The sequence below is a fragment of the Parabacteroides faecalis genome, from assembly GCF_022809355.1.
Taxonomy (GTDB): domain Bacteria; phylum Bacteroidota; class Bacteroidia; order Bacteroidales; family Tannerellaceae; genus Parabacteroides; species Parabacteroides faecalis.
In genome coordinates this window covers 34284-47640 of sequence record NZ_JAKZMM010000034.1, presented here as the reverse complement: position 1 = coordinate 47640, position 13357 = coordinate 34284, and the positions used below count along the sequence as shown (strand labels likewise).

General features: G+C 40.7%; 12 protein-coding genes and 1 tRNA gene. 10 read left to right on the top strand and 3 right to left on the bottom strand.

Features of this window, described 5'->3' with window-relative positions; all coding sequences use genetic code 11:
* Positions 1-280: 280 nt before the first annotated feature.
* On the bottom strand, positions 281-766 hold the full coding sequence (locus MUN53_RS12870) for an RNA polymerase sigma-70 factor (protein WP_243325856.1): 486 nt from the start codon (positions 764-766) through the stop codon (positions 281-283).
* A gap of 637 nt (positions 767-1403) precedes the next feature.
* Between MUN53_RS12870 and MUN53_RS12865 the strand changes: the two genes are divergently transcribed.
* Both MUN53_RS12865 and MUN53_RS12860 read left to right on the top strand, forming a co-directional pair.
* Entirely contained in the window at positions 1404-1946 is a 543-nt protein-coding gene (locus MUN53_RS12865) for an HD domain-containing protein (RefSeq protein ID WP_022455753.1), read from the top strand.
* Between the two features lie 68 nt (positions 1947-2014).
* Positions 2015-4753 carry a putative LPS assembly protein LptD gene (locus MUN53_RS12860; RefSeq protein ID WP_243325854.1) on the top strand — a complete coding sequence of 913 codons (2739 nt, stop codon included), beginning with the start codon at positions 2015-2017 and terminating at the stop codon, positions 4751-4753.
* 41 nt (positions 4754-4794) lie between these two features.
* Here MUN53_RS12860 and ung read toward each other — a convergent pair whose 3' ends face one another.
* Together ung and asnA are read right to left on the bottom strand one after the other, a co-directional pair.
* Positions 4795-5457 (bottom strand): uracil-DNA glycosylase, encoded by a 663-nt coding sequence (gene ung, locus MUN53_RS12855; protein ID WP_243325852.1) that lies wholly within the window; start codon positions 5455-5457, stop codon positions 4795-4797.
* A 59-nt stretch (positions 5458-5516) separates the two neighbouring features.
* The gene (gene asnA / locus MUN53_RS12850; RefSeq protein WP_022455749.1) at positions 5517-6554 is read right to left on the bottom strand and encodes an aspartate--ammonia ligase; all 1038 of its coding nucleotides are present in this window, start codon (positions 6552-6554) and stop codon (positions 5517-5519) included.
* A gap of 202 nt (positions 6555-6756) precedes the next feature.
* On the opposite strand from asnA, the gene MUN53_RS12845 reads away from it, so the two are divergent.
* The 8 genes from MUN53_RS12845 to MUN53_RS12810 all read left to right on the top strand — a co-directional run bounded on the left by MUN53_RS12845 (position 6757) and on the right by MUN53_RS12810 (position 13346).
* Positions 6757-6830: transfer RNA gene (locus MUN53_RS12845), tRNA-Arg, on the top strand.
* 93 nt (positions 6831-6923) lie between these two features.
* Complete coding sequence (locus MUN53_RS12840; protein WP_243325851.1) at positions 6924-7166, top strand: hypothetical protein; 243 nt, start codon at positions 6924-6926, stop codon at positions 7164-7166.
* On the top strand, positions 7124-7723 hold the full coding sequence (locus MUN53_RS12835; RefSeq protein WP_243325849.1) for a DUF5672 family protein: 600 nt from the start codon (positions 7124-7126) through the stop codon (positions 7721-7723). Before MUN53_RS12840 ends, MUN53_RS12835 begins: the two co-directional genes overlap by 43 nt.
* A gap of 30 nt (positions 7724-7753) precedes the next feature.
* Positions 7754-8893: an acyltransferase family protein gene (locus tag MUN53_RS12830; protein ID WP_243325847.1), complete on the top strand. Its 1140-nt coding sequence runs from the start codon at positions 7754-7756 to the stop codon at positions 8891-8893.
* A 389-nt stretch (positions 8894-9282) separates the two neighbouring features.
* Complete coding sequence (gene ribD, locus MUN53_RS12825) at positions 9283-10329, top strand: bifunctional diaminohydroxyphosphoribosylaminopyrimidine deaminase/5-amino-6-(5-phosphoribosylamino)uracil reductase RibD (RefSeq protein WP_243325845.1); 1047 nt, start codon at positions 9283-9285, stop codon at positions 10327-10329.
* 95 nt (positions 10330-10424) lie between these two features.
* Entirely contained in the window at positions 10425-11795 is a 1371-nt protein-coding gene (locus MUN53_RS12820; RefSeq protein WP_243325843.1) for a DUF6242 domain-containing protein, read from the top strand.
* Between the two features lie 78 nt (positions 11796-11873).
* On the top strand, positions 11874-12590 hold the full coding sequence (gene porG, locus MUN53_RS12815) for a type IX secretion system protein PorG (protein ID WP_243325841.1): 717 nt from the start codon (positions 11874-11876) through the stop codon (positions 12588-12590).
* 12 nt (positions 12591-12602) lie between these two features.
* Positions 12603-13346, top strand: coding sequence for an isoprenyl transferase (locus MUN53_RS12810; RefSeq protein ID WP_022456928.1), 744 nt, complete (start codon positions 12603-12605; stop codon positions 13344-13346).
* The last annotated feature ends 11 nt before the right edge of the window (positions 13347-13357 follow it).

Sequence of the window (13357 nt, the reverse complement as noted above, 5' to 3'; positions counted from 1 at the left end):
CCGAATTATAGGGAAGATTAGCGCACTTACAATCCTACAATACATCAACTATAAAAACAACAAACCCATTGGCAAAGTTAAATATGCGCTAATTTAATTCCGCCAACGGGTGTTTATAATTATCTGTCATGAGTTTTTATTCGCTCTTTTATAATAATACAATTGAAGATGTTTAAATGGGTAGGTCGGAATAAGGATTTTTTTATAAAATTATTTGCCTTTGAGTAGCATTCTGTTTTGATTAGATCTAAAGTTTTGTTTATTAATCAGTTGTTGGAATTTATAGTAGATCTTTCAGTTCTTCTCGCATCATTCGAAAAGCTTCTCCTAAATGATATTTTACGGTATTAACTGAAATTCCCATGATTTCAGCAATTTCCTTGTATTTTAAATCATGAATACATTTTAGGAGGAATACTTTTCTGCATTTTTCTGGTAGTTTATTAACGGCTAAGCGTACTTCTTTTTTATATAAAAAAGGTTCTTCTTCTTCGTTTTGGAATTCTAATTCCTCTAGTGCTTCATTGAGAAAGTTTTCGCGAATCAATTCTGATTTATAATAATTGATGCATCCGTTACGAATTGCAGTGTAAGCATAGGGTAGAATATTTTCTTCTGTTAGTTTTATATCCTTTTCCCAGATTGTAATGAAAAAGTTTTGCACGATGTCTTCGGCTACATCTTTATTCTGGATGTAGCGTAATGCATAATTACATAAATCATTATAGTGAAGGCGAAATATAGCTTCAAAGATCAGTATATCCATCTTGAGTCAGAAAGGATAGTTTCAGTAGTCATTGTTCTAATAAGACTATGACTATTAAATAAGTGTTCTACTATAATTTGTTAGTTTGCTTTTATGTTCCTTTATTTCACCTAATTGAAATAAGGATATTTGGGGTGAAATAACCACAGAATATATTTACGTTTCGTTTTCCATAAGCCTGCCTAGTTTATTGGTGCATACGACTTCTAAACCTATAATTAGTACATTTACATTGATATATTACTAAAAAGGTATCAGAATCTAGCAATTTATCACAAGTCAAAGCTATAGTCTTATTAGTGCTATGACTTTGAATATCGAACAAAAGTATAAATAAAATTATAATAACGCAAATTTTACTAATGTAGTTTGTGCGGATATTTTTATAATACAACTTGTTTTTTAATGTAAAATAGCTATTATTTAATCAATCCACCTAAGTGATGCAATTAATTCACCAATATGAATTGATTGCATCACTTATGTAAATTAATTAATTCACAAATGTGAATTAATTAGTGGAAAAAGGGTTTATATGAATATTTGGTAAGAAAATAGATAATGTGGCGTGTCTTTATATGCAGATGAATGCATATCTTTGTGGTATTTTAAGAAAGAAATGGAATAATTGTTGCTTATGAATCCGTTAGACATTATCAAGAAATATTATCCGGAGAGCTCGGAAGCATACCATATATTAACGGTACATAGTAGGAGTGTGGCCGACAAGGCATTGGAAATTGCCCGCCGTCATCCGGAATTGAATTTGGATTTGACTTTCATTGAAGAGGCTGCTATGTTGCATGATATAGGAATCTTTAAATGTGACGCCGATGGTATCGACTGTCATGGCGAGGCTCCGTATATTTGTCATGGATATTTGGGGGCAGATTTAATGAGGGCGGAAGGCTATCCAAGGCATGCGTTGGTGTGCGAACGGCATACCGGGACCGGACTTTCCCTGAAAATGATCGAAGAACAGAACTTGCCGGTTCCGCATCGGGATATGCGTCCGGTTTCGTGGGAAGAACAGATTATTTGCTTTGCCGACAAGTTTTTCAGTAAGACGAAATTGGATAAAGAGAAATCGCCCGAGAAGATTCATAAGAGTCTTTCCAAGTATGGGGAAGAGACTGTTTCACAATTTGACACATGGTGTAAACTCTTTTTAGGGGAATAATTGGGCTTCGCTCCGTATTTTATTATACCTTTGCCACCTGTAATTGATTACGGTGAATTTTAACGTGAATGAAATATAGAGTTCTATTAACCCTATTTGTCTATATCTTAGGAAGCTGGGGCTTGTTTGCCCAACGAAAGACTTCTCCTTCTTATACGTCAGATCAGGCAGTTGCCGATACGACCTTGCGGGTTGATTCGGTAGCACAGGATTCTATTGCTCCGGCCGATTCGACGAAAAAGGCAGGCCTGGAGGCACCAGTCGATTATAAAGCGAAAGATTCGATTGTGATGACGGCCGGCAATATGGCTTATCTGTTTGGTGAAGGTGATGTAAAGTACCAACAGATTCAGTTGCAGGCCGAAAATATCGAGATGAACATGGACAGTAGCTTGGTATATGCCAAGTTCGGACTTGACTCGGTAGGGGATGAGTTTGGTTATCCTTTGTTTATCGATGGGAGTGACCAGTATGAATCGAAGACGATGCGTTATAACTTCAAGTCGAAGAAAGGTTATATCACAGACGTTATTACCCAGCAGGGTGAAGGCTACGTAACAGCCGGAAAGACCAAGAAAACCGAAACGGATGCCTTGAATATGGTGGGCGGAAAATATACAACTTGTGATGAACATGAGCATCCGCACTTCTATATCCAGATGACGAAGGCTAAGGTTCGTCCGAAAAAGAATATTGTAACCGGTCCGGTTTATTTGGTGTTTGAGGATGTTCCGATCTATCCGTTGGGACTTCCTTTTTGCTTTTTCCCTTTCTCGGATACCTATTCTTCAGGAATTTTGATGCCGACTTTCGGAGATGAATCGGCCCGTGGTTTCTATTTGCGGGACGGTGGATACTATTTTGCTTTAAGCGATTATATGGATTTGGCCCTGACGGGTGAGATTTATACGAAAGGTTCCTGGGGATTGTCTGCCAAGTCTAATTATCGGAAGCGGTATAAGTATTCAGGTAGTTTCTTGGCTTCTTATCTGGTTTCCAAATATGGCGATAAGGGCTTGCCGGATTATAGCAAGTCGAAAGACTTCAAAATTACCTGGACGCATTCGCAGGATGCCAAGGCGAATCCTTACCGATCCTTCTCGGCGAGTGTCAATTTCTCGACCAGTAGCTACGACCGCAACCAGATGATGGGATTGTATAATCCGAATGCGACGAGCAATACCAAGAGCTCAAGTGTGAACATCACCCAGCGTTTCCCCAATAATCCTTTATCTATTTCGGCTACGATGTCTATCAACCAGACCTCGCGTGACTCTTCTATCTCGGTGACTCTGCCGGATGTGACTTTCACTTTAAGCCGTATTTATCCTTTCAAGCGGAAACATGCTGTGGGTAAAGAACGTTGGTATGAGAAGATTTCTATGTCATATACCGGATATTTGCGTAACAGTATCAATACGAAAGAGAATCTTTTGTTTAAGTCGAACTTGATCAGAGACTGGAATAATGCCATGCAACACAAGATTCCGGTCAGTGCAACGTTTACGCTTTTCAAGTATTTGAATATCTCGCCTTCGTTCAATTATAGTGAGAACTGGTACACACACAAGGTGGAACAGGCGTATGATATGCAGAAAAAGGCCATGGCCCCGGTAGATACGACGTACGGTTTTTATCGTACCTACGAATATGACGCTTCGATTTCGGCATCTACTACGTTGTATGGTTTCTTCAAGCCGCTTCCTTTCTTCGGAGGTAAGAAGATCGAAATGATACGTCACCGTTTCGAACCTTCCATCAGTTTGAGTGCCCGCCCAGACTTTGGTGATTCTAAATTTGGATTCTGGCAGGACTATGTATATACCAACGCTCAGGGAGAAGACGTGCATGTACAATATTCTCCGTTTGCTAATCAGATCTTCTCTCCGCCATCGTCGGGAAAATCTGGGTCGGTCAACTTCTCAATCAATAACAACTTGGAAATGAAAGTCCGTTCGGATAAGGATTCGACCGGTTTCAAGAAGATCAGTCTGATTGATAAATTATCGTTGGGAATGAGCTATAACATGGTAGCCGATTCTTTCAAATGGAGTGATTTGTCGGTTGGTCTGCGTCTGAAGCTTTCGAAAAACTATACTTTGAACCTGAACGGAACATTCGATACTTATACCTATAAATATAATGAACAAACCGGTCGTGCATACAAAGTAGATATTCCACGTTGGCAAGCCGGTAAGGGAATCGGACGATTGAAGCAGACCGGAACCAGCTTCTCTTATACCTTTAATAATGATACCTTCAAGAAATGGTTTGGAGGTGGTGACGATTCGAAGAAAAAGGGCGAAGGAGATGCCGCCGGTGCTGAATCGAATGCAGACAATGCGGATATGAATGGTCCGGAAGACGGAGAGAAAAAAAGTTCGCGCCTATTGGGCAAGAAGAAAGAAGATGGAGAATATGACGCTGATGGTTATTATATGGCCAAAGTACCTTGGAGTTTGTCGTTCAATTATAGTATGAGTTTGGGATACAGTAACGAATTCGATCCTAAAAAGATGGAGTATAAGTATGCCTTAACCCATGCTTTGAGTTTCAATGGTAATATCCAGCCTACCAAGAACTGGAGCTTTAACTTCAATGCAACCTACGATTTTGATACGCATAAGGTATCTTATATGACTTGTAATATTACCCGAAACATGCACTGTTTCCAGATGACAGCCAGCTTTATTCCGATAGGTCCGTACAAGTCATATACCTTTTCTGTTGCCGTCAGCTCATCGTTGCTGAAAGACTTGAAGTACAATCAGAGCAGCAGTTATCGTGAAGGTCAGCAGTGGTATTAAGGCTAACCTTCACTGAAAGTATGATTGGTGAAATAATCAGTTTACCAGTCTATCGGTTCTTGTCCTGTTGCAATCAGATAATCGTTGGCTTTACTGAAATGCTTGTTTCCGAAGAATCCCCGATAGGCAGAAAGAGGTGACGGATGTGCCGATTTTAAGACCAGATTACGGCTGCTGTCAATGAAAGCTCCTTTCTTTTGTGCATACGATCCCCACAAGATATAAACCAAATGATGGCGAGATTCTGCCAGCTTATGGATAACCGCGTCGGTAAAAGTTTCCCATCCTTTGTTCTGATGTGATCCGGCCTGATGTGCTCTGACGGTAAGTGTGGCATTAAGCAACAGCACGCCCTGATCAGCCCATCGGAGCAAATTACCGCTGGCCGGTATGGGTTTGCCTAAATCACTCTCAATTTCCTTGAAGATATTCACGAGAGAAGGCGGATAAGGCACACCGTCTTGGACAGAAAAGCAAAGTCCGTGGGCTTGTCCTGGCTCATGATATGGGTCTTGTCCTAGGATAACCACTTTCACACGGTCGAACGGACAATGTTGAAAGGCATTGAAAATATAGGGTCCGGGTGGATAGACTTGGGTAGTTTTATACTCTTGGCGGACGAAATCCGTCAATGTTTTGAAGTAAGGCTTCTCGAATTCGTCAGCCAGTTGTTCTTTCCAGCTTTGTTCAATCTTTACATCCATATTTGTCGTTGTTGGAAGCCAGGAGCCGGAAACGACCTGGCTTCCAACACTGACTTCTATTAAATTAAGTTGATACCTGCCTCGCGAGCTTCCCGACGCATGTCTTCCGGCCAGATACTTGCCTGGATTTCTCCGATGTGAGCTTTGCGGAGATAGAACATACAAAGGCGGCTTTGTCCGATACCACCACCGATGCTCTGTGGTAATTCTCCGTTAAGCAGACGCTGATGGAAGAACAAATTCTTCCGGTCTTCTGTACCTGTCAATGCCAATTGTCGGAGCAATGCTTCTTTATTGACGCGAATACCCATTGATGAAAGTTCAAGCGCGCGGTTTAACACCTCGTCCCATACCAGCAAATCACCGTTTAGTCCGACATGTCCATCCGCAGATACGGTCGACCAGTCATCGTAGTCAGGAGCACGTCCGTCGTGCTTTTCGCCATTACTTAATTTGGAACCGATACCGATGATAAAGACCGCTCCATATTCTTTCGTAATAGCATCTTCGCGTTCTTTAGGCGTAAAGGTAGGATATTTTTGTAAAAGATCCTCGGCATAGATGAAATGAATTTTCTGCGGAAGAACAGGTTTTATATCCGTAAACATCTCGTAAACGAGGTATTCAGTACGAACCATAGCCGCATAGATCCGTTCAACAATTTCTTTCAGGAAGTCGATGTTACGCTCTTCTGGCTTCATAACCCGTTCCCAATCCCATTGATCGACATACAAAGAATGCAGGTTACCCAGTTCTTCGTCAGAACGGATGGCATTCATATCTGTATAAATACCATATCCTTCTTCGATGTGATAATCTGCCAAGGTCAGTCTTTTCCACTTTGCCAGTGAATGAACGATTTCAGCTTTCGCGTCGCCCAAATCTTTGATGGGAAAAGTAACAGCCCGTTCAACTCCATTCAAGTCATCATTAATACCCATGCCTTTCAGAACGAACAACGGCGCAGTCACACGACGCAGGCGCAGTTCTGAGGAAAGGTTTTGTTGGAAAAACTCCTTAATTACCTTAATCCCCATTTCTGTTTGAGGCAAATTTAAGATTGCTTTATATTTTGCCGGTTTGATTAAATAACTCATATTTTATACGTTTTAAGTATCTGTAATTTTTATGATGTGCAGCAAAGGTAATGATTAATGTGAAATTATCAATAGTATTCGCATATTTTATTGCAAAATGATAGTATATTCTGTTTATGATCTTTCAAAATATCAATTTTATAAAAATATCTTCGGATAATTTGTTTTCTCCATTTATTCTTTATACTTTTGCGCAGTCTTTGGCTCGGTAGCTTAGCTGAATAGAGCGTCAGATTCCGGTTCTGAAGGTCGTGGGTTTGAATCCCACCCGAGTCACTTTCTTTAATATTCTTATATAGTATGTAGGCTATTCTGTAAAAGGGTCGCTTTTTTTGTTATTGGAGTAGTGAATTTTCATTCTATTTAGATATGCAGAAGGATATATGTCAGGTAAAAGTTGTGATACCGATTTATCGGGCTGAACTGAAAGATTGGGAACGGGCGTCGTTAGCCAATACGATGCAGGTATTAGCTGCTTATCCTATCGTTTGGTTGAAGCCGGAAGATGTGGATCTTCATGACTTAACGGTTCTTTATCCACAAGCCGAGATTATGAATGTGTCCTCTGAATGGCTCGGTACAAAAATGGAATTGCAGGATATAACCGGATGATGATGTCTGAATCCTTTTATGATTTGTTTGGCGATACGACTTATATCCTTATTTGTCATCTGGATGCTTGGATTTTCCGTGATGAGGTATTGCGTTGGTGTGAGACTGGCTACGATTTGGTGGCGGCTCCTTGGCCTACAAGACCTCGTTATAATTACTTTCCTTTCAAACAGTTTCTGCAACTGAAGAAATACTTGTTTGCATCCAAACGGATTATCCGTTCGCAGATGTATGGAAAGATTGGTAATGGTGGATTATGTTTGCGTAAAGTAGAAACTTTCAAGGTGGCATGTCGGTCGTATGCTTCTGAAATCGCCTATTTCTTGTCAAAACCAGAAGATGGACTTTATAACGAAGATATATTCTGGGCGTTGATCCCTAAAGAATTGAAGTATCCGACCGTAGAAGAGGCTTTACAGTTCGCCTATGATTTGAAACCGAAAGTCTGTCATTATCTGAATCATAAACAGCTTCCGATGGGATGTCATGGCTTTATGCATAAAAGCCGGATTCGTTTTTGGGAGCCATTTATTCCTTGTATCAAGACTATGCTATAATTAATTGAATACTTATAAATCTTATTTCTCATGGAAAAACAGACATTACCGAAACGATTGGAATCGTTGGATGCGCTTCGAGGCTTGGACTTATTTTTCTTGGTAGCTTTTGGTCCGTTAATTCGTTCGTTTATTCGGGCGGCAGATATTCCTTGGTTGAATTCTTGCGAATGGTTGTTTCAACATCAGGCCTGGACGGGCTTTTCTCCTTGGGATTTAATTATGCCTTTGTTCCTTTTTATGTCGGGAATTACGATCCCGTTTGCTTATTCCCGTTATAAAAAAGATCCAGATAAACAGCCTTTGATCCGTCGTCTGGTGAAACGTGTTTTGCTTCTCTGGTTGTTCGGTATGATCGTACAAGGAAACCTGCGTGCGTTGGATCCGTCTCATATCTATTTTTATACGAATACATTGCAGACGATTGCAGTCGGCTATCTGGTGTCAGCCCTTCTTTATTTATATACTTCCCGGCGTACGCAAATCATAGTTTCTTTTGCCTTATTACTGATTTATTGGGCCGCTATGCAATTTATTAAAGTCGGTTCATATGGTGGAGGCGATTATACACCCGATGGAAACTTATGTGAATGGATTGACCGGGCAGTAATGGGCCGGTTTCGTGATTCTGCGGAAGTAAAAGACGGAGTTGTTGTCTTTGCTGAAGGTTATTATTATACCTGGATCTTAAGCAGCTTGAATTTTGTGGTTACTGTGATGTCGGGTATGTTTGCCGGATATATAGCCAAAAGTCATGAATTGGCAGAGAAGAAAAAGGTACAGTTATTTCTGGGTATTGGTGCTGCTTTGGTTGTTTTGGGTTGGATTTGGAATGAAATACTTCCGGTGATTAAAACGATTTGGACGAGCTCGATGGTGTTTGTCAGTAGCGGATATTGTTTCTTGCTGATGGGCTTGTTCTATTATTGGATTGACTACAAAGGGCATCGTCAGCATATCACATGGTTGAAAGTATATGGAATGAATTCGATCGTAGCTTATATGCTGGCCGAAACGATTCGTTTCAACTGTATCGGCGAGTCGTTGTTGTTCGGTTTTGAACAATATTTGGGGAGTTTTTATCCTCTTCTCATAGTCTTCAGTGAAGCTTCGATTGTCTTTTTTATCCTTTGGGTGATGTATAAGCAACGGATATTCTTGAAGATATAGTGTTGCGGGATTTGTTTTGCTTTTTTGCCCAAAATAAGAAAAGACAACCTGTTGAGTGAATAACAAAAATATAAGTCAACTCAGTATATAAATAAGTTAAACTAAAGTCAACCCCTTTTATTTATAAAGAGATTTTAAGTCAACTAAATCCGTTAAATGACAATCAATTTTACCGTTTCACCTAGGCGATTCGATCGTCTCACGTAGGTGGAACGATCGTTCCACAAGGGTGAAGAGATCGTTCCACCCGGGTGAAACGGTAAAAATCCGGTATGAAACGGATTTAGTTGTGATGTAGAATGGATTTTTCCTCAAAAAGCTGACAGATTCATGTAAAGCATCCAAACAAAATCTTAACTTTGCCAAAAGTAACAAGAAATGATCGTATCATGCATGTAGAAGAAAAATTTATGGCCCGTTGCTTGGAACTGGCCCGCCATGGAGCAGGATATACGGCTCCGAATCCGATGGTTGGTGCAGTGGTCGTCCATAACGGTGTCATTGTGGGTGAGGGCTATCACCGGCGTTGCGGAGAGGCCCATGCGGAGGTGAATGCGATTGCTTCGGTTCGAGATGAAGCAATCTTGCGTGATTCTACCATTTATGTCAGTTTGGAACCTTGTTCTCATTATGGGAAAACACCTCCTTGTGCAGAATTGATTATCCGGAAAGGAATTCCTCGTGTGGTTGTCGGATGTATGGACCCGTTTCCGGAAGTATCAGGTAGAGGTGTTCGTATGTTAAGAGACGCAGGTGTTGAAGTTGTAACGGGTGTATTGGAGGAAGAATGCCGTGCTTTGAATGAAGCCTTTATGACTTTTCAGTCGGAGAAGCGTCCGTTTGTGACGTTAAAATGGGCAGAAAGTGCTGATGGCTTTCTGGATGTTGCACGTACCTCGCCGGACATTTCACCGGTCGTTTTTTCCAATGCGGTAACAGCGGCCCGTGTTCATAAGCTTCGGGCTGAATCGGCTGCTATTTTGGTGGGAACGAATACAGCCTTGCTGGATAATCCGTCGCTGACAGTTCGGCGTTGGAGTGGTAAGTCGCCCGTTCGTTTGGTGATAGACCGGGAGCGGAAGATACCAGCTTCATATCATTTGTTGGATGATACAATACCAACCATTGTGTTTACAACCGGAGAAAAAAAGAAAATAGGGCAGACAGAATATATTCCTTTGGATTTTCGGATATCTATTGTGCACCAGATTCTTCAATGTCTGTTTGAGCGTCAGTTAAATTCGCTGATGGTAGAAGGCGGAAGCATTATGTTGCAACAGTTTCTTGATTCCGGTTATTGGGATCGCGCTATTGTTGAAGAATCACCTTTGACATTAGGTGCTGGTGTGAAAGCGCCAGTTTTCACATTTGGACAACAAAGTTTTGACTCTTTTGGCGGACATATTTTCCGGATTTATACACATCATCGGAAATAATTGAACCTAAAATATTATAAATATTATCGTTTTATAGGTGGAAAGAAAAAAATGTTTCTACTTTTGTGCCTTTATATGAACAAACTATGTTTTTGATGAAAAGTAAGATATTTTTATTGATAACAGGTTGCTTCGCTGTTTTGTTGACTTCCTGTTTAGGTGATTCAGATTATGATTCGTATTATGAGGTTGATAAGAATTGCCAAATTACGGAATTTTCGTTGAGTTCAGATTCTGTATCAGGACTTTCGGATGTAAAGTTCACGATCGATCAATTGAATGGACGTATCATGAACTTGGATTCTATGCCTTTTGGTACAGAGATTGAGAAAGTAATTTGTACAGTAAAATATGGTTCTTATGTGACGAAACTGGAAGTTATTCAGGAAGCCACAGGAGATACGATTGACTGGAATGCCGAGGATTCGTTGGATTTCTCCAAGCCGGTGAAATTTATCACTTCATCGTATGACGGAATGACTAAACGTGTTTATGTAGCTCAGGTCAATGTTCATCAGGTTGTTCCGGATTCAATGGTTTGGCGTCAATATATAACAAACATACTGCCAACTAAATTCGTTGATCAGAAAGTTATTTCCTTCAATGATGGTAGTGCCGACTATTATTATATGTACGTTCAACCTGCGGCTAATACGGCTTATAAGCTTTATCGCTCAAAGCAAACAGATGCCAAGAGTTGGGAAGAATTGCCATTGACTGGACTTCCTGCTAGCGGTGTGTTGCTTTCACAAATAACATCCTACAATAATTTATATTATGTAGTAACCAAAGAAGGTTCTCTTTACTCTTCGGCTGATGCCGTTAACTGGCAACTTGTTGAAGGAACACCTAAAGTGAAGTCTCTTTTAGGATATATTGATGAAAGTACCAATCAGCCGGCTGTACTATCTGCCATTGTGGAAGAAGAAAACGGACTCGTATTTGCAGCGATGAATGCTGAAGGACAGTGGGAGACGGGTGAAATGGTACCTGCTCATTTCCCGGTAGAAGGTTTCTCGTCGGCTTCTATTTATTTAATGTATACAAGTCGTGTGATGGTTGTGGGCGGTAAGTCATCTGATGGTCAGCTTCAGAATGCTTCATGGGCAACGATGAACGCTTTGGATTGGGCAGAGCAAACTGATTCTTACGGCGATTATTTCACGAAACGTCAGGGAACGATGATGGCTTACTATGATAATATGTTCTATCTGATAGGAGGTATTGATGAATCAGGTAAACCACAGAAAGATATTTACCGTTCGTCAGACTACGGTGTAACGTGGAATTATGTAGATACATTGGTAGTTTTGCCTTCGTCTTATCAAGCCAGAGGTTTTGCCTCTATGTTGGTTGACAAGGATAATTATCTGATGATTTTTGGTGGAAAATCGACTATAAATGGCCAGGATTTGAACGATATTTGGAAAGGTCGTATTAATCGTCTGGGTTTCGAACGGCAGTAAATAACGGGCCGTTCGTATAATTTATAAAAAGATTTAGCGTTAGAAAAGAAATAGGTTTAATGCAATGAAGTTGTTTTTATGAATACATTTCTTTTTCGGCGTATCTTTTATTTGGTATTTTTGTTGGTCGGTTGTTGTTGGGTCGGCAAAGCACAAGAATATAAATATGAAATCGGCGGTATGGTAGGCGGTTCCTATTATATGGGCGATTTAAACAAGAATGCGTTCTTTAAGGGATTGAATCCTTCCTTGGGTGTGGTCTTTCGTTATACCCCGAATTTCCGTTGGGCCGTAAAGACAGACTTGTTATGGGGACGAGTATCCGGAAGTACCGATGGTTTGGAGAATGTCTTTCCGAATGGAGCGACTGCTTCTTTCGAACGGAATTTCTTCGAACTGGGCGGACAGATGGAATTTAATTTCCTTCCGTATAGTGATAAGTTCGCTTATCTGAATACAAAGCGGTTCTCTCCTTATATATTTATGGGCTTTGGGGTAACGGTCGCTCTGGGAAATCAAACGTTTGCAAGTTTGAATATTCCGTTGGGGGTTGGAGTCAAATATAAGGTCATTAACCGTTTGAATTTGGGATGTGAGTTTTCTTTCCGCAAATTGTTCGGTGATTCGTTTGATGTAACGGATGGTAATAATGGCTTTTTGGATAATCCATACGGAGTGGCTAGTAGTGCATTCAAGAATAAAGACTGGTATTCATTGCTGATGTTTTCAGTGACGTGGGATTTTGGCCTGCGTTGTCAGCCTTGTAATAACCGATTTAGTAACGGTGTTTATTAAGATATTGGAAGAATGTCGTTAGAAGAAAAGATTGACAAAAATCACTTGCCGCAGCATGTGGCAATTATTATGGATGGAAATGGGCGATGGGCGAAGGCTCGTGGCCTTGAACGTTATATGGGTCATCAGGAAGGTGTTGTTTCGGTTCGTAAAGTAGTGGAAGCTGCTTCCGATTTAGGTATAAAATACCTTACGATGTACACGTTCTCGACCGAGAACTGGAATCGGCCAATAGAAGAGGTGCATGCTTTGATGACACTGATGGTAGCTGCAATCAAGCGTGAAACACCCGACTTGATGAAGAATAATGTCCGGCTGGATGCGATAGGCGATTTGTCTCGTTTACCAGAAGAGGCTCGGAATACATTGCAGGAATGTATTGAGGAGACATCGGTCAATACAGGGACAACCGTTGTCTTGGCGTTAAGCTATTCTTCCCGTTGGGAGATTGCAGAAGCCGTCCGGCAGATAGCAGGAAAAGTAAAAGACGGAGATTTGGATATAGCTGAGATAACGGAAAGTACAGTTTCTGAACACTTGACTACTCGAAATATTCCGGATCCGGACTTGTTGATTCGTACAGGAGGTGAACAGCGTTTAAGTAATTTCTTGTTGTGGCAATTGTCGTATGCCGAGTTTTACTTTACGAATGTTTACTGGCCTGATTTTAGAAAAGAAGAGTTGTTTGATGCAATACTGTATTACCAGCAGCGCGAACGACGTTTTGGTAAAACAAGTGAGCAATTAATTTTATAAACAATAGCTGT